Here is a 21,192-nt window from a genome sequence, read left to right as displayed (position 1 = left end):
CCTCAAAGCTCCACGACGTGCCGGGCAACGTACACAGTCGCAGCCGCCGTGATGAGGAAGACGCCGGTCGCGGCAAGCGAGCGGGGCGAAAGCCTCGCTATCCCGCAGACACCATGCCCGCTGGTGCAACCACTCCCAAGCCGAGTCCCAAATCCCACCAGAAGGCCGGCTGCGATCACGCCGGCGACTGGGGCCGGCGACGTGAGGTCCGGCAGCACGCCGCCCGCCGCCCGGTAAAGCAAGGGCGCAGCGAGCAGGCCGACCAGGAACATTCCGCGCCACGCCACATCGCCGCGGACGGGCGCAAGCACGCCCCCGACGATGCCACTGACTCCAGCAATGCGCCCGTTGGCGATCCACAGGAGGGATGCCGAGAGGCCGATGAGCGCGCCGCCCACGATGGCCGAAAATGGGGTGAACCCCTCCATCGTCAGGATTCTCCTTGTTCAGGATCGGCGCCAGCACAAAAGAGTGCGTAGAGTTCCGTCAGGATCGGCAGCACGCGTTCGGACGTGATGCGGTAGAAGATCGTTGTTTTCTCCCGCCGCGTGCCGACCAGGCCCTCGTCGCGCAGCGTGGCAAGGTGGCGGGACAAATTGGATTGTGTCAGCCCGAGGCGTTCGCCCAGTTCGGTTACCGACAGCTCCCCGCCGAGCAAGCTGCACAGGATCATCAGACGGTGCCGGCTCGCCAGCGAACGGAGGAACGCTTCCGCTTCGCCGGCCTTTTCCTCCAGAAGTTCTGGGGACATCTTAACGAGAGAAGGTCGCACGGTTGGTCCAGACATCTTATATGCAACATATATGATGGATGAGCGTTCGATCAAGCCAGCTTAGGAGATTTCCCGTGCGCTACTATTTCGCCAGACTATCGCGGCATCCTTCGAGGAAAGTGGTCCTGCGCGCTATTGAAGCGCTAGAGCGTGGGCGACCAATGCCGATCGACAAGGCTGCCGGTGGCGCTTCCAAGCTGCGCTGCGCGCAGGGCCAGATTTAGATGCTCGATCGACGTTCACTGTTGGCCGGCGGAGCGGCACTGTTCGCCACCGCCGCTTGCTCGCGCTCCACGTCTTCCCTCGGCGGGGGCGGTGCAAACCCCCTCCCGATACCACCGCTCTTGGATGCGCAGCCTGGACGATCATTCGCGCTACAGGTCCAGTCCGGAACGACTTCATTCTATCCGGGCCGTCCGAGCGACACGCTAGGGTATAACGGCAGCTATCTCGGACCGACGATCAGAGTGCGTCGCGGCGACGATGTGGCGGTTGCCGTGACCAACCGGCTCAAGGCGGACACGACTGTGCACTGGCACGGGCTTCTGATCCCTGGAGAGCTGGATGGCGGCCCCCATCAGATCATCGCGCCGGGCGCGACCTGGCGACCGACGCTTCCGATCCGGCAGCCGGCAGCGACCCTCCTTTATCACTCACACGTCCATGGGTTGACGGCCGAGCAAGTCTATTCAGGTCTGGCAGGGGCGTTGCTGGTAACCGATGACGAAGAGCAGGGCTTGGGCCTCCCGTCAGAATATGGCGTGGACGACCTGCCCCTGCTCATCCAGGATCGCCAATTCGAAAATGGTCGCCTCGTCATGCCAGGCGGCATGATGGTCGCCATGCAGGGCCGGCGCGGCGACACGACCCTTGTGAACGGAGCGGTAAACCCGCTGGCGGCAGTGCCAAACCGGTTGGTTCGCCTGCGGCTCGTCAACGCATCGAATGCCCGGATCTATGAGCTGTCGTTTTCCGATCAACGAAGCTTTTACTGGATCGGAACCGAAGGGGGGCTGCTCGAACGAGCAGTGGCATTGGAATCCATAACCTTGGCGCCGGGCCAGCGCGGCGAGCTTCTCGTGGACTTCACGGACGGCAGGCCCGCCTCGCTGGTAACGGCGGCTGATACCAACAGCGCGATGATGGGCGGCATGGGCATGATGGGGCGTGGCGCCGGGAGGACCGATGCCGCGGCGCCAGCGACCGTGCTGCGGTTTGAGCCGCGGCCGTCGGGACAGGCTCGTGCCAGCGGCGCCGTGCCGACCCTTCTGGCATCACGAACTCGGCCCGATGCCAGCAAGGCGGTGCGCCGTCGCCGACTGATCCTCAACATGGGCATGGGCGGCATGATGGGCTCAGGAAACGGCGGTGGCGGCCTGACGATCAACGGCAAGCCATTCGACATTAATCGCATCGATGAGACGGTGAAGCTAGGCTCCACCGAAATATGGGAGGTGTCTGGCGAAATGATGCGCCACCCGATCCATATTCACGGCGTCCACTTTGATGTTCTCACCCGTGGGGGCGGTCAGCCTGACGTTCTCGACCAGGGGCCGCGCGACACGGTCGTCGTCAAGGAGCCGGTGGAGCTTCTCATCCGATTTGATCAGCCGGCCAAGAGCGCTCCTTTCATGTATCACTGCCATATCCTTGAACATGAGGATAATGGAATGATGGGCCAGTTCAGTGTTGCGTAGGCGGAGGCTCCCACTTCTGAAGAGTTTATGCAGCGTCTACCGTTCAACAGGAGAGCAACGTTGCCAAAAGAGCTTTTGCCGTATTTCTAATCGCGGTAACGATGCTGATGGGCGGCACCTCGCTAGCGGCAGGCCGATGACTGCCGCACATACAGGATCGCCTTGCGCTCGAGATGCTGAGCCCCGATCTTCTCAAAGATCATCGCGCATCTCCTGCAGCTCCGCGACGGGGCCGCCGTCGGCATGGGCGAGAAGCAGGCGCACGATCAATGGCGTCAGCGTCTGCCGCGTCGGCGCGGGCAGAGTCTGCCAACGCGGTCTCTGCGCGATCCCGGAACCGTGGGGCCTGGAGAACAGATCGAACTGAAACGTCATGGACTTGCGCGGCATGGAGACCTCCCCGATGTGAGTCGTGAGAGCCCGATGCTGCGCCTGAAACCAATGAAGCCGAAACCGGCCGCGTCGCCTGCAGCAGCTTCACCAAGGCAACCAGCGCGCCAATATTGACGCGGGGAGCGTGGTCGACACGCATCATGCTGCAAACCGCGCGGTCGAACATCCAGGCTGGGATCTCGAGCCAGCGATCGGCCGCCGATCCTGCGATGCTGCAACGGAAAACGCCGCACCCCGCGCGCTCGACTACTTCATGAATGTAAACCTGAAGCCCGGTCCAGGGATGCCACTGATAAAGAACTTCGCGAACGTCGGTCCCATGGGCGTTCCGTCGTCTCGTTGTACAACACCGTGCGTCCCCACAGCAGCCTCGGCGGCATGGCACCCGCCGAGTTCACCAACCGCCCCCGTCAGGGGAATGAGGACACCGAAGCTAACTTATCAGCGGCCTGAAAACGGGGAGCACGTCATTCGCGGTCCGATATGCTGAATCAAGAAGCTCGACGGTCACCGACCAGGGGCTTAGGTCTTGGTTCAGCGAATGGGGATCACACCGACAATATGGCCACGCAACCCGACCAAATTACTACCGGAGAGGATCACGGTGGCCTCGTTCGTCGTCTTATTGCCCGTTGGCGTGACGATCCTGGCGCAACCTACCGAAGCTGGTTTCTGTGGGACGAACGGTTGAAAAACTTCCGCTCGATCCGGCGTGGTATTGGCCAGGTCGTTGGTGAGATCGAGCGCGGCACGTTCGGCGTCGCCTACCGGGGATCGTCGCTCGAAACGGTCGTTCATTCCGTCGCAGAGCAGCGTCAAATTTTCAAAGGCGCCGACCACGCCTTTCTCTGGAAACCGAAGCTCCGCATACCCGATATCTACGAAAACCCGGAGAACCAGCGGGCGTTCGGTCACTTGCTCGACGCCTGTTCGTGTTGCGACACGGCCGAGGAAATTATTGGCCATATCCACACGATCGATCGCTTGAAGATCAAGGGGCTCGGGCCAGCGGTCGCCAACCTGCTCTATTTTCTTCACCCGACGCTGGTGCCGCCCTTCAACACCGCGATCGTCAAAGGCTACAACGCGCTGACCGGCGCGAAGGTGAAGCTCGGGAGCTGGGAGCATTTTCTGGCGATGCGGTCGGGTGTACTCGACTTGAACGATCGCCACCGCGACCTGCTATCGAACGACCTGGGTGCGATTGGCGGCTTGCTGTTCGACATCGGCTTCGATCGCTACCCGGCCCCTCCTCTCGATGTTAGCGGCGAGGCGCTGGCAAGTTGGGGACAACGGCTTGAGACGGCGCGCGAGGAGGCGCGCACGCTCAGCAAGGCGGCGCTACGCGAAGGCGAGAACGAGCGCACCCATACTGAAATCCAAGCATGGCTTCGCGATCTAGGCCGTAAACTCATAAACTGACTTGCGCGGCGCGGGCGCGGTTGATTCAAGGCTTCGGGAAGGAGCTTTGGATGACGCGTCGTAGATTTGAACTGACCGATGATGAGTGGCTGGTGATCGAGCCGTTGTTGCCGAACAAGCCTCGCGGGGTTCCGCGTGTGGATGACCGGCGGGTCATCGACGGGATATTGTGGCGCTTTCGCACGGGCAGTCCTTGGGCTGATATTCCCGAGCGCTATGGCCCACATACCACCTGCTACAACCGTTTCGTGCGCTGGCGCAAAGCCGGTGTGTGGGACCGCCTTCTCGAAGCGGTGAGCCAAGCCTTCGACGGCGAGTTGGTCATGATCGACAGTTCTTCCATCCGGGTCCACCAGCACGGTGCGACCCTAAAAAGGGGGACCCAAATCGCTGCATGGGACGTTCCCGGGGCGGTTTGACAACCAAGATCCATGCCCTGGTTGATGGTCGCGGCCTGCCGATCCAACTGCATCTGTCCGAAGGCCAGGCGAGCGATTGCCGTGAGGCCGAGAGGCTGCTGGCCGCCGTGCCGAACGCCACCACCTTTCTCGCCGATAAGGCTTATGACAGCGATGCCATTCGCAGTCAGATCACCGCGCAGGGTGGCTTCGCCAACATCCCAGCCAAGCGCAATCGTCGCAAAGGCTTCGCGTTCAGCAGCTTCCTGTATCGCTACCGTAATCTGGTCGAGCGTTTCTTCGGGAAACTCAAAAACGCCAGAGGCTTGGCCACCAGATACGACAAACGAAGCGATAACTTCCTCGCTGCCATCAAGCTCTTCTGCACACGCCTATGGATCGCCGCTAATGAGTCTACGCCCTAGGACTCGCGCTCGGCTATGACGTGTGGATCGCATCGAACGACCGCAGCCGTGCCTTCAATGGATCGCCGTTGGGACATGGGTGCCTTGAGCGCCTGCCCGCCTCCATCGCAACCTCCAAGGGGGCGGATTCCATCCGTCTAATCGACGTGCTGTGGCTTGAGCGCGGCGGCGATCACGTCGCGGCAGCGTTCGAGGTCGAGCATTCGACGTCGATCTACTCGGGCATTGTGCGCATGCTCGACTTGGCGCTGAGCGGCAGCGACCTCCACGCGACCGCAGGGCTGTTTCTGGTCGCACCCGACGCCCGCGAGGCGGATGTCCGCGCGCAGTTACAGCGTCCCGCGTTCAGCCGCGTCGCCGATCTCGACATATCGTATCTTCCCTACGGCGAGCTGGAGAGAAACCGCGAGGCCATCGCCCGGTTCGGCTCGGGGCTGAAAGCGATCAAAGCCATCTCCAGCAAGCTGGCTTGATCGATTGAGGTAAGGGGTACGCGCGCGCGCCGCGTATTTTCAAATGGGCGGGGGCTCAGCCGGAGATGAATGATGCACCAGATCAACCTCGACATGAAGGCGTGCATGGACGCCTGCCACGAATGTTATGTGACCTGCCTTCACATGGCGATGAACCATTGTCTGGAAATGGGCGGGAAGCACGCCGCGCCCGAGCACATGAAGATCATGGCCGATTGTGCGCAGATTTGCGCGGTCGCGATCGACTTCATGGCGCGGAAATCTGAGCATCACCGGCATATCTGCCGCGAGTGCGCTGAGATTTGCCTGGCGTGCGCGTCGAGCTGCGAAGGGCTGGACGGCATGGAGGATTGCGTCGCCGCGTGCCGCAAGTGCGCCGAGGCTTGCGACAAGATGGCCGCGTAAATGGCCCAAGGGCGGCGCTTTCTCCGCCGCCCTCCCGTTACATCGCGCGTGAGACGGTGCATTGCACGGTCAGGGTTGCGGCAACGCTTTAGAGAGGGGCGTTGTCTGCCCTGCCGCTAGTAGGCTAGCGGCCCGACCGCCCGCGGCTTGGCGCGGCGGTTCCAGGCAAACCCGATCACGATCGCGGCAAGCATCAGGAGTTGTGCCAGCACCGACTGAAATGTCGGGAACAGGCCCAACATCGAGATACGTGGCACGCTGGCGAGCGGCGCTATGTCGATGATCCCCGCCTCTTGGAGGGCAGCGACTCCCTTACCGGCCAGCACGACCGTCAGAGCGGCCATCAGCCACGAGCTGTAGCGGAAGAACTGCGTAATCGGGAGCGTCCGGCTGTAGCGGAGCATTGCCCAGGCGATGACGGCGAGAAGGCTGATCGCTGCGCCGGCCCCGGCCAGCAGCATCGCGGTGTTCCCCTGTGTCGAGAGCGCGGCGTAGAAAAGGATCGTCTCGAATACTTCCCGATAAACTACCAGGAACGCGAGCCCGAACAGGAACCATCCCGACCCGCCCGAGAGCGCGCGAGACATTTTCTCGCGGATATAGCGTTGCCATTGATCAGCTTGTGCCTTGCCATGCATCCAGATTCCGACCGAGAGCAGGACCACGGCCGCGAACAGCGACCCAAATCCTTCCGTCAGTTCCCGGCTCGCGCCGCTGATCCCGATTGCATAGGTGGCAACCGCCCAGGTAAGCCCGCCCGCAACGAGCGCTCCGATCCAGCCACCATGCACATAACGCATGGCTTCCGGCCGCTCCGCTTTGCGGAGGAACGCGATCATGGCGACCACGATCAGGAGAGCTTCCAGCCCTTCGCGCAGCAGGATTGTGAAGGCTCCTAAGAAGGTGGACGCCTGCGTCGCGGCGTCGGGCGCGAGCGCCGCCTCGGCATCATCGAACAGGCCGCCCAGCACTGCCACTCGTTCGGCCACATCATCGGGCGAGGTGTTGCTTTCAACAGCAGCGCGGTATTCACCCATCGCCCCTTCGATCCGGGACATGAGCGTCGGGTCGCGCGCCGAGAGCGTCGGTTCGATCGGCTCGAACCCGTCGAGATAGGCGGACAGCGCCAGTTCCTTTGCGCCGCGCCGGTCGCCGCGCTGAAATGCGGCGAGGCTTTGCGCAAGCTTGGTGCGAGCGACCGCGAGCGAGCCCGGGGCTTGTTGCATCACCCGATCGGGGTAGCGTCGCAGATAGGCGAGCACCGCGTCGGCTTTCGCCTGCCCGATGCTGCCCGCGAGCGTGGCAGGGGTCAGCGCGACGAGGGTTTTCAGATCGGGAATTCGTGCCCGCAAGCTCGCGTCCGACTTCCACAGGCGTTCGCCTTCGACCGCTTGCGCATCGGTTGCGGCAAAGCTGCCGGCGCGGAACGCCAGCGCCCAGCGTTGATCGTTCGGCAAATCGGCAAAGCTCTGCATCGCGGTTCCATCGATACCTTGGCTTATCACCTGATAGAGCGCGAACACGCTGCGCTGGCGCGCCCGCTCGGCATCGGTGAACGCGATCGGCGGCGTTGCGAGCTTGGCAGCGTCAGGCCCATGTCCGTCGCCGGTGAGGCCGTGGCAGGACGAGCAGCTTTGGACGTATAGCCTTGTTCCCATGGCGGGGTCGGGTGCCTTGGCTGGGGCGAGCGGCACCGGATAGGCCTTGAGCAGATCGGCGGCGAGACCATGCGCGAGGGTCGCGACCTCTTGGGACGAGCCCCTGCGGCCGATCACGGCTTCGAGCTGCGAAGCCCGCTGGACCAGTGCTCGCCGTTCAGGACCGACCGGGAGCGCGCGCAGGCGCGTCGACACCCCAGCGGCGAACTCCGTCATCTCCGCATATTCGGACGCGCTTGTGACCGAGCCGTTGGCGACCGCACCGCCATAATCGACCGCCATATAGTCAAGCAGACGCCAAGCAGTTTCAACATCGCGGGTATCGGCCATCGCCGTAGCGGGTATCAACAGCAGCATGAGCGACGCGACCAGCGCGACCAAAGGTGACGGCATACGGGTCAGTCGATTCCAAGCTTCACTCGTCGCGGACTATGCGAACAACTCTCATTAGCAGCATTGGTCGGCGTGCGCGACCACCAAGGGCATGATGATGAACATCGCCGCGCCGGAGAGCTGGCGGGCGATCGTCGCCTGCGACCAGATCGTGATCGCGAACCGGGACAGCAGTGATTGAAGATGCTTTCAGATCACGTACTTGTCCCAGCTTGCATAATGCTCGGCGCTGCGCTTCCCCCTCGGAAAGCTGAGACCGACAAGCGCAATGCCGGCTACGACCGAGGCCACGGCACCAAGGTGACCAACGCCGTTCAGCAGGAAAGGCGCGGCCACGAGCCAGGCCCCGAACGCGACGTTGATCAGCCGTAGCGCGCGGGCAACCTCCGCGGTGGCGATGATCGCGACCGTGATGACCAGCGCACCCACAACGTGATCGCTGTTCGCCATACCGCCTTCCGTGCCGAACAGGACCCGGGTAAGCATCAGCAGGACGCCGATGACGATGCTCGCAGTCAGCGTCCATGGCAGGGTCATACCCTTCTTCGCGTCCGCCCAAAAGCTGCTTGGCGAGACCATCGCGTCGGACGTGTCCTCTCCACCGGCTTCGATCGCGTCGCCCTGGAAGAAGGTGCGGATCAGCGGCTTGCCTTGCCGGCGTGCCCAGAGAAGGAACTGACCCATCGCAATCACCTCGTCGAGCGCGAACGGGATCATGATCAGCATGGCGAGTGCGGCGATCAGCGCGAGCGTGCTCCACGTGCCGATGACGATGGGCTGGCTGATGATGAAGTAGATGCTGACGACGCCGAGCGGGATGACCAGAATGCCGAAGAAGGCCACCATCCACGGCATGGTGCGCCAGCGATCGCGGGTGCCCATCACCGCCATCAGGATTTCGAGCACGTAGCTGATCGTGCCGAGCCCGCCGTCAGGGATCGGCCACGCCTTCGACATGTTGGAGGTAATGATCTCCTCCGTCCCGTTGCGAGGATCGGTCAGCGATCCGACGAAGAACGGCTCCCAGGCTGTATCGATGTGACCCAACTGATACGCGGTCAGAATACGCGAGGTCAGAAGCCCGATCAGCGCCATGGCGACGATCGGCAGCCGCTGGGCGTCGGTCGAGGGCGAATAGGTCCAGCCGGGGGGGGTGTTCTTGGGGTCCATCATGCCCGCCATGCTCATGCCCGGCATCATCGGCACGAGCACCGACAGGGCGATCACGGCCGAGCCGATGAGCAGGTTGTTGTTGTACTGAGCGGCGCTCGGGCTCCAGAAGATCAGCGGGGCGAAGAACAGCCAGATGCCTACGAATGCGACCGCCCACTGCGCCCATGTCTTCGTGCGGGCTGACAGGGAAAGTGCACCGAACAGCGCGATGGCGAACCCGCTGACGACGTCGCTGATCGCCAGCGCGTTCGCCCGCCACTCGATCGACGGCAGCCCGCGATCAATAGTTACGAAGCGCGCGGCTTCGCCGACACTCTGCGTGGTCACGGAATCGTATATGAGCGGGCTGGAGGCGAGCCACAGACCGAGACCGATGTTGGCGTAAAGCGCCCAGCGGGCACGGCGCTCATCGCGGTCCATCAAGGCCATGTGATCGCCGTGCCCGCCATGGCCCGACATCGCCGCGCCCGCGCCGCCGGTCTCGTGCCCCATCGCCGCGTGGTCCATCTTGCTGTGGTCCATCCCGCCGTGATCCATACCGGCCATTCCGGCGACTGCCGCTTCAGCTTGGCGGTGGTCCGGCTCCGCAGGTTTGGAAGCTTGATTGTCGTTCCAGGCGACCAGGTTCTCGTTGAGCTTGTTGTTCCGATACCAGGCGCCGGGATGACGCTTCAACGCGGCAACGATCGTCGGCAGCGTGTCGCGAAGATTGTGCTTCGGCTCCCATCCGAGCAGCGAACGCGCGCGGGAGACATCGAGGATATAGTGGTCGTTGCTGCTGTCGATCATCCAGGGCTGGATGAAGTCGTCGCTGCCGAGCGCTTCGTTCTGCAGGATGATCCCGGCTTTCGCGAGCGGCTGCGGAATCCGGATCGTCTTCCAGCCCTCACCGTGGAGCGCCTCGCCGACGATGTCCTGGATCTCGGCATAGCCGGGTGCGTCGGGCTCGCCGATGAGCAGCGGCAGTTCTGACGGCAGTTCGTGCCGCCGATCGACCAGACGCAGCACGGCGTCAGCCAAGTCGTCGCGGTGCACGGACGACTGCGCCGCACACAGCATGCCCGGATAGAAATGCGAAATCAGGCGGTGCTCGTAAATCTGCGATATCTGCTGCGCGAGAAAAGCCGAGCGTCCGTCGTCGTCGTAAACTCCGGCGGCGCGCATATAAACGACGGGGATGTTTCCGTGGCGCTCATGCAGCAATGTCTCGGCGTCGACCTTGGACTGCGGATAGGCCCAGGACGCGCCGATCGGCGAGTCCTCGTTGATGCGCTCGTCTGGTGTGGGGGTCGGCTTATGAACGAGCATCGTGCTGGCGAAGACGAATTGTCCGACTTCGAACGATTGCAGCCCGTCAATCAGCCGGCGGGTGCCCTGCACGGTGACCTTGTCGTAGAGCGGATTGGGATCGCCCGTAATATCGTAGTAGGCGGCGAGGTGGATCACCGAGGCGATGCGGTTGCCGTACCGTGCGCGCACCTCGTCAAGCGCAACCCGGACCGCTTCGTCCGCCCCGAGGTCTATGTCGATCGCCGCCGCGGGCGGCGGTGGGTCTGGAGGGCCGGCGCGATCGAGGCCGACGACCGTGTAGCGCTCGCCGAGCTGGGCAATCAGCGCTGCGGCGATGAAGCCGCTCGCGCCCGTGATCAGAACAACGTCGCCGCCACCTTGGCCGCTGCCGGCTTCACTGCGTTTGTCATCGGTCATGACTTTGCCACCCTTGTTCATTCATCTCTGAAAACGCTGAGAGGCCCATCCGGACCAATCCTCTCGCACGCCCAGCTTTGCAGCGCGAGGCGGCATTCCCGCAAGCGTCTGTGGGCGACTTAGGGCATTGGACACGTAAGCTCAGTCCAAGCGGGGGTGTCTTGGGAGGCGAGGGTTAAGCCGCGCAAGGAAGGCCTGAGCGGCGCTTGCGTGGACGGTTGGTCCATAGCGCCTACATGCCCGACGCGGGTGGCGCGAGGGTGCCTAGCCATGCCACGAGCGCCAGGATGCCGATCACGCAGGCTGTCTCGATCGCGAGGCTGGCCCGTAGCGCCGTAAGCGCCCCGCCATGGTCGTTCATGGCAATCGAGCGCTCAAAGGCCGGCGTGAGGCGAAACCGATTAAGCGAAGCGAGCCCCAGCATCCCGGCGAACAAGACCAGCTTTGCGAGCAGCAGCAGGCCGTAGAGCGTCGTCCCCAAGGCCATGAAATTGGCTGGGCCGACGAGCAGCCAGCTGTTGATCAAGCCGGTGACCACCAAGGTAACAACCACGACCGTGCCGACGGCGCCGAACCCATGCAGGGCGCGATGGGTCAGCCGAAGGTGCGCGGCATCGATCTCCTCGGCGCGACGCGTCAACAGGAGAAGCAATCCGAACAGCGCGCCGACCCATATACCGCCTCCCAAGAGGTGGAGGATGTCCGCACCGAGGTGAAGCCATCCGGTGCTTCCCTCGTCCATGGCGCCGTGCCCGTTCCACGCGAGTGTCGCCAATGCCGCGGCGGCGGCAATCATGGCGATAGCCAGCCACGCTGCTCTGCCTCGCGCCAGCAGGGCCGCACCGCCGGCGATGACCAGTGCCACCATGCGCACCTTCCAGGCGGTGCCAACCGGTGGGCCCCCCAGCAGCGCGGCCACCGCTGCCTGGTCGATCGGCCAGAAGGGAGAACCGGCCATCGCCGAGGCCATGAGGATCAGGCCAGCGGCCGAGAGCAGCAACCCGAACGCCGCGCTTGTCGTGAGCCAAGGCCGCAGCGCGATTGCATCATCGCGCTCGCCAAGACGAAGACCATAGAGGCTGAAGGCCGACAGGCCGAACAGCGCCGCCAGGACCAGGTATAACGCCAAGCGGATGGCGACGGTCGGCCAGTCGAGCATTCGCTCACTTCACCGTGAAGTTGTAGCTGCCGGTGATTTTGTGTGTATCGCTAGAGACGACCTGCCAGCCGACGCTGTAGCGCCCACGCGGGAGGCGCTGCTTCGGGGTGATGGTGAGCGTCCGGCCATCGGCGCCGACTGCGGCGCTGCTGGGCATCTTCATGGCCGCCATGCCCGGCATCGCTGCCATGGTAAGTTCGGCCTTGGAGAAAGCCGGCACGAGTTTCTCGCTGAACTGAAGGCTGATCTTCTCGGGGGTCGCGACGGCCGCGTTGGCGGCGGGGCTGGAGGACACCAGCTTCGGGTGCGCGTTCGCCACGCCCCCTGCGAAGAACAGGGCGGCGGCGGCAGTCGTGATGAACAAGCGGCGCATTTTGGCAATCTCCATTTCAATTGGGCTCACCTGTATTACGCAGCCGGACGGGTAACCCCTCACGATCTTTTTCGCGCCGCCCCACCCTCTGCATGAGGGGTCAGCGGCATCGGCGCGTATTCAGAAGGGAGTACAGAGCGCTTTTCACTGCGCCTTCCCGTCCGGACGAGCTGTGGCCACGGGCCTGACGGGCGCTTGCGCGGGGTAATGATGAGGTTGCGGTTGACCAATCAAGGCTGGACTGGCGATCCCGAGGAGGTCATCGACTGTCTGATTGTGGGCGGCGGTCCCGCAGGCCTCACGACCGCAATCTATCTGTCCCGGTTTCTCAGGAGCTGCGTCGTCTACGACGCGGCGGCGGGACGCGCCGCCTCCATCCCGCGTTCGCACAACCTGCCAGGATTTCCCGGAGGCATTTCCGGCGTCACGTTTCTTGCGCGATTGCAGGCTCAGCTGCACGAATATGGCGGTACGGTCCAAAGCGGTGAGATCGACGCAATCGTCGCGTCAGGCGACCACTTCTCGGCAAGCTGCGAGCTGAACATCCTGCACGCGCGGACCGTTGTCCTCGCTACCGGTGTCGTCAATAAACGTCCAGAGATGCCCGATGCAATGCATGACATCGGCGTGGCGCGTGGTCTTCTCCGCTACTGCCCGATTTGCGATGGTTATGAGGCTCGGCGGACGAACGTGGCGGTGCTCGGCTGCGACGGCCATGGCGCTGAAGAAGCCGAATTTCTGCGCGCCTATGGCGCCAAGGTCACGCTTCTAGCGGAATGCTCGCTCGACCTCGGACCGACCGAACTTGCCAAGCTGAACCAGCAGGGCATAGATGTCGCCCCCTCGCCCGTCGAGCAGCTGCGTCTTGGTGACTATGTCGAGGTGCGGCTGGCCAATGGCCTTGAGCTACAATTCGACACGCTTTACCCGGCGCTCGGCTCGTCGCCTCGAACGCGGCTCGCCTCTTCGCTGCGGGCGAAGCTCAGCGCAACAGGGTGCGTGCTGACGGACGCCCACCAACAAACCTCGGTTGCTGGCCTCTACGCGGTTGGCGACGTTGTGGAGGGGCTCGATCAGATCAGCGTCGCAACCGGACAAGCAGCGGTCGCTGCGACCGCAATCCATAATTTGTTGCGCAACCGCGACAGCGGATTGGCATCCGCCATCGCCGGGTTGTGTCTCGCTCGCAGCGTACCACCGACGTAGCGCGAGACATTGGCGGTGTGACGAGCGAAGGCCGCGAACGAGTGCAATTGCGGCTCGCATTTCATCTTCCCGACTGCTTCGCGCTGGTCTGTACCCAGACGACACTCGGCTACACAGCCTTTCTCCGTTCAATGATCCCGCACTACGATCCCGGCTCGCACACACACGCGGCGTCGGCGTCCAGACGGTGCGCTTCTAACGGTGCCGAGAGTTACTCGATCTGCCAGAAGGTCAGCGCTGTAGCAGCTCGTCGCATTGCATTTGAACCGCGCGAACACGCGAACGTCTACTGAGCGCCGGCCCCCTCAGAACGCCAAGTGGTTTATTCCGCCATGCATGAAGGTTCCGCCGAGGAACCCCTGGATCGAGATCGCCAGCGTCATCAGGCCAAGCACCACCCAGTACAACGTCCGAGACCGGTCCGGACCCTTGCGGTGGCGCGCTGCCATCCAAGCCAGCGCGACGCCAAACACCGCGATCAATGTGCCGAGCCAGCGATGCGTCATCAGGATGGGGTTGCGGTCGGTCAGGTAGAAGCCACCCGCGAACCAGCCCAGGAACGCCGCCGCGATCGCTCCCAGGGCGCCGACGGCCAGCATTATGTGTGCGACATGCTGATAGTCCCGGTTGCGGCGCCACAACCCGAAAAGCTCCACCCCGAACGCACCGATGAACAGGGCGATGGGAAAATGAATGACCATGGTGTGCAGGCGGCCCAGCCAGCTCACCAGCCGTTCGCCGAAACTCTTGTTCTTGTTGGCGCCTTCCTCGTGCATGCCCCCCATGTCCATGTCGTCGCCGGCGATATCGCGGCCGCCCATGTTCATGTCCACTGTCGACATAGAGCCCATGCCCATGTGGCCATCGCCAGCGTCTGCCCCATCCGCTTTCTGCGTCTCGGCTGCGCTGTTAGCGACTGGCCCGGGACCGGCCCCGAGAGCGTTGTGGTCTTCGTGCGCCGATGCCGCCGTGCTGACTGACATTGCAACCGCAAGAAGTATAGCGAAGGCTCCGCCTCTTTTAACGCCCATCACCCGTCCCCTTGATCTGTGTTCATCTAATTCCGTTTACGCACGCGCCGCCTTCGCCCCTCACCCGCCCGTTGGCTTTTTCTGTGAGACTTTCCGTCTGCTCTTCAAGACGGCTCTGATGGCGGAGCTAAGCTGGCTGCGGCGGCTGATCAGCTGCCGTGGCGACCGAACAGGCGGCGCCCGCCGGAACCGAAGGCAACCACGTCATAGGCCTGCGCCTTGACGCCGGGCACTTCCATTCCCGGCGAGCCGAGCGGCATGCCGCCGACCGCGAGGCCCCGCACACCCTTGGGCCGGGTCGCGAGAGCCCGCTTCATGTCGGCGATCGGCACGTGGCCCTCGAAAGCCATGCCATCGGCGATTGCTGTGTGGCAGGACGAGACGTCCGCAGGAACCCCCGCGCGCTTTTGCAGCGCCGGGCGGTTGGGATCATCGACGACGCGCACCTGGCGCCCGAACTGCCGCTGCACCTGCGCGGCCCACTTGGCGCAACAGCCGCAGCCGGGATCGCGGTGCATGACGATCGGGGTGGCCGCGCTGACGGCAACCGGAACCAACAAGGCTGCGGCAGTAAACGCGGATCGCAAAGCTGTCTTCATGGGAAACTCCTTGGTCGTTCCTCCCGCCCGCTCGTTGTGGGGCGGGAGGAACGAAGGTTATCACTGAGGACGCTTGCCCATCGACTGGAGCATCGCCTGGAGTTCGCCAATGCTCTTGTTTTGCTCGGCAATCGACTTCTCAGCCATTTGCCGGGTCTTCGCATCGGGTGATTGGCGCAGAACGATCTGCGACATGGCAATCGCACCGCGGTGATGCTCGATCATCTTGCGGATCCACGTCTCGCTCGCATTGGCGCCCTTGGCCGCCATCATCTTTTTCTGCATCGCCATCTCGGCGGGCATGAAGGGCGTGTTCATGCCAGGCATGTTGTCGTGGTTCATGCCCTGCATTTTCGAGTGGTCCATGCCTTGCGTCTGCTGCTGAGCCAAAGCTGGACTCGCTGCCATCGCCGCCAGAGCCAGAACTGTAATTGTCTTAAACATTGACTTCTCCTTCTTGGACTCAGTCAACCCAACAAACCCTGATCGGCCTCAAAACCAAGTGCGGACGCCCAGAACGAGGCTGGTCGACGCCGCCCCCTGGCCCTCAGCGCGTGCGAGGCGGGCGGTGTCCCCGAACCTGCGATCGTACGAAATACCCACATAGGGCGCGAACTCGCGCCTGATCTCGTAGCGCAGACGCAGTCCGAGTTCGGCCGCGGACAGGCCGGAGCCGATGCCAATTTCCGGTACGTCCTGCGCGGCGAAGTTGAACTCGGCGCGTGGCTGAAGGATCAGCCGCTGCGTGATCCGCTGATCGTAATAGCCTTCCAGCCGCCCGAGCAGGTCGCCCTTATTGGACAGGAACAGCGCGCCCTCGACATCGAAGAAGCCGGGTGCAAGCGTTTCAAAGCCGACCGCCGCATAGACACGCGAAGGGTTGGGCTTGAAGTCGTAGCGGACGCCAAGCTGTATATCGGTGTATGGGCCAATGGCGCGCGAATAAAGCGCCTGCACCTCCGCCGCTTCCAAGCTTCCCCCGATATTCCCTTCGCCCTCGGTCTTGAGCACCAGCCGGTTGATATCACCCCCATACCAGGCACTGCCGTCCCACCGGTAGCCATCGCGACCGTCGCGGATCTGGACTTCAGCCAGATTGAATATGACCTGCGAGAAATTCTGCCCGCCGTGCATCCGCAAATGCTGCTGCGAATGCGCCATGGCGGCGGCAGAGTAGACCTGGTCCGCGGCGCGATCCGTCGGGATCGGTGGCGGCGGAGCGTTGCCGGCAGGCAGGTTGGTGCCGACCATCGCCGCGCCCATTACTGAGGGCATGCCTTCCATGTCGTGTCCCGACATGCCTTGCATCGTGCCCGAGCCCTGGCCCATTCCTTGCATCGACCCATGGTCCATGCCCTGCATAGCACCTGGGTTGGCGGGGTTGGCGCCTGCCACACCTGGCATTGCCGACATGTCGTGCCCGGCACCAGGATTGGGGTTGGCTCCGGGCGTATTCATGCCCGGCATGGCCGACATGTCATGACCGGCGTGAGGATCGGCAACGACCGTTCCAGGGGCCGGAGGCTTGGCGGACCGACTTTCGGCCGGCCTGGCCCCCGAACTCGGCTTCGCGCGCGGTGTCGATCTAGCGGCGGGCTTCACGGACTTCTTGCGCGCGGCGGGCTTGGTCGCTGCTGGCTTCTTAGCGGCGGGCTTTTTCACCGCTGGCGTCTTCGGCGGTGGCATCTTCATGCCGGGCATATTGGAATGGTCCATCTGCGCGACCGCCGGCGTTGCCAGGCCGAGCGCTGCGCCACCGGCGATCAGGAGGAGCTTAGCCCGCATCGCGACTCTCCTCACCCATCGGGCGAACGGTTACGACACGCATCATGCCTGCGGTCATGTGATAGAGATTGTGGCAGTGGAACGCCCAGTCACCGGGCGCATCTGCCGTCACGTCGAAAGTCATCTTGCCTCCGGGCGGCACGTTTACGGTGTGCTTGCGTGGGGCCTGGTCGCCATGGCCCGTTACTAGTTCGAAAAAGTGGCCGTGCAGGTGGATCGGGTGCGGCATCATCGTGTCGTTGATCAATGTCACCCGCGCCCGCTCGTCTTTTCGGAACGGAATGGGGTCCGCTGGATCGCTCAGCTTCTGGCCGTCGAAGCCCCACATGTAGCGCTCCATGTTCCCCGTCAGGTGAATTTCCAACTGGCGCGATGGCGCACGCACGTCCGGGTTGCGATCCAGCGCAACGAGATCCCGATAGGTGAGCACGCGATGATCGACGTCCTCCAGCCCCTGTGGCGGCTCGCTTGTGCGGTCCTTCGGCATCGGCGAGATGGTCTGCACCCCCGGCCCCATCTTGACGCCGGGCGCGTTCTTCGGGTTGCGCATGTTCATGTCCATGCTCATGCCCCCGGAGCCGTGATCCATTCCGGCCATTCCACCGGCCTGCCCTGCACCGCCTTGCATGGCGCCGTGGTCCATCCCCGCCATGCCGCCGCTGCCCGTCTGGCTTGGGGTTATGCCCGACGCGCCGGCACCCATCTGGCTGTGGTCCATTCCCGCCATCGCGCCGGAGGTCATTTGGCCATGACCCATGCCGGCCATGCCCGCCATGCCGGACGCAACCGCGACCGCTCCGTGGTCAGTCGGCCCCTTCCAGCCGGTTAGCTTCCACAGGTTACGCGATGCGTTCTGCTGGACCGTGGGGTCGAGGCCGCGCTTTGCCACCGGGTTCTCGTCGGACATCCCGGACATGCCCTCCATGCTTCCCATGTCCATGCCCATGTCGGTCATAGTCAGCAGGGTGCGCGGACGCAGCGGCGGGACTGGGGCGATCATGCCCTCGCGCGGTGCAAGGGTCGCGCGCCCCATGCCGGAACGGTCGATCGCTTCGGACACGAAGCTGTAGGCGCGGTCGCCAGGCGTCACGATCACGTCGAACGTCTCTGCAACCCCGATCTGGAACTCGTCCACGGCGACGGGCCGGACGTTCTGGCCGTCGGCCTGCACCACCGTCATCGGCAGGTCAGGGATGCGGACGTTGAAGTTGGTCTGCGCCGCGGCGTTGACGATGCGTAGCCGAACCCGCTCGCCTGGCTGGAAGAGACCCGTCCAGTTGTCATAAGGCCCGAAGCCATTGACCAGGAAGGTGTAGGTAGACCCCGTGACATCCGCAATATCGGCCGGGTCCATCCGCATCTGCCCCCACTTTAGGCGATCCTTGAGGGGCATTTCACGGCCGGCGAGCAGCCCGCTCAGCGTCGGGCGCTGATAGTTGAAATAGGCGCCACCCATCTGCTTGAGCTTGCGGAAGATCTCCTCGCCGGTCATCTGGCTATGGTCGGACAGCACGATCACATGCTCGCGGTCGAATGCGATCGGGTCGGGCCCCGCGGGATCGATCACAATGGGGCCGTAGAGCCCGTCCTGCTCCTGCTCGCCCGAGTGGCTGTGGTACCAGTAGGTGCCCGACTGCACGACCGGGAACTCGTACACGAAGGTCGAACGTGCCTTGATGCCGGGGAAGCTGATGCCCGGCACGCCGTCCATTTGGAACGGCAGAATGAGGCCGTGCCAGTGGATCGAGCTATCCTCGTCGAGATTGTTGGTCACCGCGAGCCGGACCTTCTGGCCTTCCTTGAGGCGGACGAGTGGCGCCGGGACCGTGCCGTTCACCCCGATCGCGGGCGTCGTGATTCCGTCCATGACCAGCTTCATCCGGTCGATCGTCAGCGCGATGTTTGTGCCCGACACGGTCGGCAGGGGCTTGGCGATGCCGCGCGACACAGCTTGCGCCCAAGCTGGCAGGTGAGCCGACATGGCCAGGGTGCCGCCTAGCATGGCGGTTCCGCGCATCACGTCGCGCCGGTTCAAATTGCGGCTCATGCCGTTCCTTCGCTCCAGTTGAATGCTTGCGGCCGGCGGCGGGGGGGCCGCCGACCTTACCCATCATTACGCTCGAACCGGCCCAACCCCTCATGCGAAGTTGAGAATTTTCGACAATTTTTCACGCGCGCGCCGGAGCCGCGTCTCCACGGCCTTGCCGCTGATCCCCAGCGCGGCCGCAGTCTCCGCTTGGGACAACCCTTCCACGGTCCGTAGCAAGAGCGTCTCCTTGAGCGTGGCCGGCAGCTCGGACACCGCGCGCGAAAGCCGAGCAAGCTTGGCACGGTCGAAGGTGACGGCGTCGGCACCTGGCGCCTCGTCCCGCTCACCCTCGATCGTCTCGGGCGGCAGCGAAGAGGCGAACGATAATATCTGGCGTATGCGCCGCCGCCGATGCCAGTCGCGGCTCTTGTTGATCGCCACGCGGGTCAGCCACGCAGAGAGCGGCCGATCTCCGTCATACTCTCGCAAGTTCTGAAAGGCGGCCACGAAGCATTCCTGAGTGAGGTCAAGCGCCTCTTCGGCGTCGCCGATATGCGAGCGGATCAGGCGGTAGACCGGTCTTTGGTGCCGCCGCATGATCTCAGCGAACGCAGCCTGACGTCCGCCGAGCGTCAAGGCGGCGAGTTCGCCGTCCGTGCAGGCCGTGAGATCAAGGCTCACCGCGCGTCTGCGGTCAGCGCCTTCACCACCGCGCGGTCAAACGTCCTCGCCTGGTCGGGCCTCAGGATCTGACGCATCGCGAACATATGGTTCAACGTCTCCTTTTGGAGCTCGCCCATCGAGCCGTGCGAACGATCGACGGCCGCCGCCACCTGCGGCCCATTACCATGTTCGGCCTCGATGGCGTCGGCGAGCCGCGCGTTGTCGGCCCTGAGTTCCAGCTCCAACGCACGCCGTCGAACGGCGAAGCGCGACTCCAGGGTCTCGAGCTTGGTCCGTTGAGCTTCGTCCAGCTCGAGCCCCTCGTGGAGCAAGCTATGAAGCTCCACGCCCGGGCTCGTCGGCGCAGGAAACAATTCGCGTCCAGCCCACACGCCTGCGACCGCCGCCACGAACGCGACGATGGCGATCAGCATCGTCCTTTGGCCGCCGCTCGTCACTGGAACGCGAGTAAGGTCGAAGGCGCTAGCGGCATGGCAGGCCCGAAGGGTGTTAGCGTCGGCACCTGCGCAGTCGTCGCGTTGGACGACAATCCGCCGCCCACCACTCCCAAAGCGACTGCGCCCAGCGCTGCCAGCATGCCGGATCGCAACGTCACTCCCGCGCCCGCGCGCCGTTTCGCCGCGACCAGCCGCATGACGTCGCCTTCCAGTTCCGCGAGCCCGGGATGAAGCGGTTGCTCGGCAAGGCGGCGCAACGCGCTGTCTAAATCCATGTCCATGTTCATTCCTTAGCCAGCCTCACATGTATTACGCACGGCCGGTGAACACCCCTCGAATCCGAAGCGAACGAATGCCACACGCTTCAAGCCCGGTTCAGCACGATCTGCGCATACATCTCTCCAGCCCGAAAGACGGGACGGAAGCACTTTACGCCGGGAACTCGTCTCAGCTCGGAAGTCGAAGCTTATCAGGCGCGCGGAGCCGTCCGCGGCACCTTTCGCCCCTTTCCCCCATATCCTAAGCCGTTTCCCTCTCGCTGTCCTGCGGGCTTAAAGTCGGCTCCGCGGTCCGGCTTATGTGCCTGATCCGGTGGCGGGCACCGGACGGGCTTTCCAGAGTCTTCGGGACAAACCCAGGCTGAGCACCATGTTCAAGCTCGCAATCGCCGGATTGGCACTCATCGTGGCCGTACCGGCCCTCGCCGAACCACCGGCCCATGCCCGCCAATCCGGTGGCCATGGGTATCAGAGCCAGAGCTACTACAGCCAAGGACATGGCTATGTTCAGCCTCAGGGTCACGGCCGAAGCTACTCCCAAGGCGAAGGGCATGGCAGTCACGGTAACGGTTATTCCGACTACGGCTACAACGGTTACGCCACGAACCGGCACGCCCGTCAGGACTATCGCCGGGAAGTACGTCATGCGCGTCGCGACGCGCGCCGGTACAATGAGCATGGCTACAACCACTAGG

General features: G+C 63.7%; 23 protein-coding genes. 8 read left to right on the top strand and 15 right to left on the bottom strand.

All coding sequences use genetic code 11. The features are described from left to right. Positions 1-2 precede the first annotated feature (2 nt). Both LH19_RS06170 and LH19_RS06165 read right to left on the bottom strand, forming a co-directional pair. The gene (locus tag LH19_RS06170; RefSeq protein ID WP_054725925.1) at positions 3-428 is read right to left on the bottom strand and encodes a YeeE/YedE family protein; all 426 of its coding nucleotides are present in this window, start codon (positions 426-428) and stop codon (positions 3-5) included. 2 nt (positions 429-430) lie between these two features. After that, entirely contained in the window at positions 431-751 is a 321-nt protein-coding gene (locus tag LH19_RS06165; protein ID WP_037530392.1) for an ArsR/SmtB family transcription factor, read from the bottom strand. A 245-nt stretch (positions 752-996) separates the two neighbouring features. Between LH19_RS06165 and LH19_RS06160 the strand changes: the two genes are divergently transcribed. Further along, a complete protein-coding gene (locus LH19_RS06160) occupies positions 997-2,469 on the top strand; it encodes a multicopper oxidase family protein (RefSeq protein WP_054725922.1) in 1,473 nt (490 codons plus the stop codon). Between the two features lie 192 nt (positions 2,470-2,661). Here LH19_RS06160 and LH19_RS06155 read toward each other — a convergent pair whose 3' ends face one another. Further along, positions 2,662-2,859 carry a hypothetical protein gene (locus LH19_RS06155; RefSeq protein ID WP_054725919.1) on the bottom strand — a complete coding sequence of 66 codons (198 nt, stop codon included), beginning with the start codon at positions 2,857-2,859 and terminating at the stop codon, positions 2,662-2,664. A gap of 174 nt (positions 2,860-3,033) precedes the next feature. On the opposite strand from LH19_RS06155, the gene LH19_RS29825 reads away from it, so the two are divergent. The 5 genes from LH19_RS29825 to LH19_RS06130 all read left to right on the top strand — a co-directional run bounded on the left by LH19_RS29825 (position 3,034) and on the right by LH19_RS06130 (position 5,985). Then, positions 3,034-3,315, top strand: a complete 282-nt coding sequence (locus LH19_RS29825) for an integrase core domain-containing protein (protein WP_137405594.1) — start codon at positions 3,034-3,036, stop codon at positions 3,313-3,315. A gap of 108 nt (positions 3,316-3,423) precedes the next feature. Then, the gene (locus LH19_RS06150) at positions 3,424-4,284 is read left to right on the top strand and encodes a hypothetical protein (RefSeq protein WP_456114886.1); all 861 of its coding nucleotides are present in this window, start codon (positions 3,424-3,426) and stop codon (positions 4,282-4,284) included. Positions 4,285-4,334: 50 nt separating this feature from the next. Continuing rightward, a protein-coding gene (locus tag LH19_RS27815) for an IS5 family transposase (RefSeq protein WP_145923346.1) occupies positions 4,335-5,107 on the top strand; the annotation gives its coding sequence in 2 pieces (ribosomal slippage) (positions 4,335-4,653 and positions 4,653-5,107; 774 coding nt in all). Positions 5,108-5,127: 20 nt separating this feature from the next. Then, complete coding sequence (locus LH19_RS06135) at positions 5,128-5,580, top strand: hypothetical protein (RefSeq protein ID WP_456114885.1); 453 nt, start codon at positions 5,128-5,130, stop codon at positions 5,578-5,580. Positions 5,581-5,649: 69 nt separating this feature from the next. Continuing rightward, entirely contained in the window at positions 5,650-5,985 is a 336-nt protein-coding gene (locus tag LH19_RS06130; protein WP_234716101.1) for a four-helix bundle copper-binding protein, read from the top strand. A gap of 116 nt (positions 5,986-6,101) precedes the next feature. On the opposite strand, the gene LH19_RS06125 is transcribed toward LH19_RS06130, so the two are convergent. From LH19_RS06125 to copC, 4 genes are all read right to left on the bottom strand, one after another. Then, the gene (locus LH19_RS06125; protein ID WP_054725917.1) at positions 6,102-8,036 is read right to left on the bottom strand and encodes a cytochrome c/FTR1 family iron permease; all 1,935 of its coding nucleotides are present in this window, start codon (positions 8,034-8,036) and stop codon (positions 6,102-6,104) included. 189 nt (positions 8,037-8,225) lie between these two features. Next, positions 8,226-10,916 (bottom strand): vitamin K epoxide reductase family protein, encoded by a 2,691-nt coding sequence (locus LH19_RS06120; RefSeq protein WP_054733108.1) that lies wholly within the window; start codon positions 10,914-10,916, stop codon positions 8,226-8,228. Positions 10,917-11,148: 232 nt separating this feature from the next. Then, positions 11,149-12,075: a copper homeostasis membrane protein CopD gene (copD, locus tag LH19_RS06115; RefSeq protein ID WP_054725914.1), complete on the bottom strand. Its 927-nt coding sequence runs from the start codon at positions 12,073-12,075 to the stop codon at positions 11,149-11,151. 4 nt (positions 12,076-12,079) lie between these two features. Beyond that, on the bottom strand, positions 12,080-12,463 hold the full coding sequence (copC, locus tag LH19_RS06110; RefSeq protein WP_443018835.1) for a copper homeostasis periplasmic binding protein CopC: 384 nt from the start codon (positions 12,461-12,463) through the stop codon (positions 12,080-12,082). A 207-nt stretch (positions 12,464-12,670) separates the two neighbouring features. Here copC and LH19_RS06105 point away from each other — a divergent pair, with 207 nt between their 5' ends. Continuing rightward, complete coding sequence (locus LH19_RS06105; protein ID WP_234716100.1) at positions 12,671-13,654, top strand: NAD(P)/FAD-dependent oxidoreductase; 984 nt, start codon at positions 12,671-12,673, stop codon at positions 13,652-13,654. Positions 13,655-13,959: 305 nt separating this feature from the next. On the opposite strand, the gene LH19_RS06100 is transcribed toward LH19_RS06105, so the two are convergent. The 8 genes from LH19_RS06100 to LH19_RS06065 form a co-directional block, all read right to left on the bottom strand. Then, complete coding sequence (locus tag LH19_RS06100; RefSeq protein WP_234716099.1) at positions 13,960-14,511, bottom strand: DUF2231 domain-containing protein; 552 nt, start codon at positions 14,509-14,511, stop codon at positions 13,960-13,962. A 323-nt stretch (positions 14,512-14,834) separates the two neighbouring features. Then, a complete protein-coding gene (locus LH19_RS06095) occupies positions 14,835-15,284 on the bottom strand; it encodes a DUF411 domain-containing protein (protein WP_054725907.1) in 450 nt (149 codons plus the stop codon). Between the two features lie 60 nt (positions 15,285-15,344). Then, the gene (locus LH19_RS06090) at positions 15,345-15,728 is read right to left on the bottom strand and encodes a DUF305 domain-containing protein (RefSeq protein WP_054733098.1); all 384 of its coding nucleotides are present in this window, start codon (positions 15,726-15,728) and stop codon (positions 15,345-15,347) included. 48 nt (positions 15,729-15,776) lie between these two features. After that, positions 15,777-17,069, bottom strand: a complete 1,293-nt coding sequence (locus tag LH19_RS06085; RefSeq protein ID WP_054725904.1) for a copper resistance protein B — start codon at positions 17,067-17,069, stop codon at positions 15,777-15,779. Beyond that, positions 17,059-19,116 (bottom strand): copper resistance system multicopper oxidase, encoded by a 2,058-nt coding sequence (locus tag LH19_RS06080; protein ID WP_054725900.1) that lies wholly within the window; start codon positions 19,114-19,116, stop codon positions 17,059-17,061. The genes LH19_RS06085 and LH19_RS06080 overlap by 11 nt, the downstream gene beginning before the upstream one ends. 90 nt (positions 19,117-19,206) lie before the next feature. Beyond that, positions 19,207-19,779 carry an RNA polymerase sigma factor gene (locus tag LH19_RS06075; RefSeq protein WP_054725897.1) on the bottom strand — a complete coding sequence of 191 codons (573 nt, stop codon included), beginning with the start codon at positions 19,777-19,779 and terminating at the stop codon, positions 19,207-19,209. Further along, the gene (locus LH19_RS06070) at positions 19,776-20,195 is read right to left on the bottom strand and encodes a periplasmic heavy metal sensor (protein WP_054733096.1); all 420 of its coding nucleotides are present in this window, start codon (positions 20,193-20,195) and stop codon (positions 19,776-19,778) included. The genes LH19_RS06075 and LH19_RS06070 overlap by 4 nt, the downstream gene beginning before the upstream one ends. A 20-nt stretch (positions 20,196-20,215) precedes the next feature. Next, on the bottom strand, positions 20,216-20,506 hold the full coding sequence (locus tag LH19_RS06065) for a hypothetical protein (protein WP_234716098.1): 291 nt from the start codon (positions 20,504-20,506) through the stop codon (positions 20,216-20,218). A 361-nt stretch (positions 20,507-20,867) separates the two neighbouring features. Between LH19_RS06065 and LH19_RS28430 the strand changes: the two genes are divergently transcribed. Then, entirely contained in the window at positions 20,868-21,191 is a 324-nt protein-coding gene (locus LH19_RS28430) for a hypothetical protein (protein ID WP_145923448.1), read from the top strand. Position 21,192: the final 1 nt, after the last annotated feature.

It is taken from the genome of Sphingopyxis macrogoltabida (genome assembly GCF_001314325.1).
GTDB lineage: Bacteria > Pseudomonadota > Alphaproteobacteria > Sphingomonadales > Sphingomonadaceae > Sphingopyxis > Sphingopyxis macrogoltabida.
This window is presented reverse-complemented; position numbering and strand designations above follow the sequence as displayed.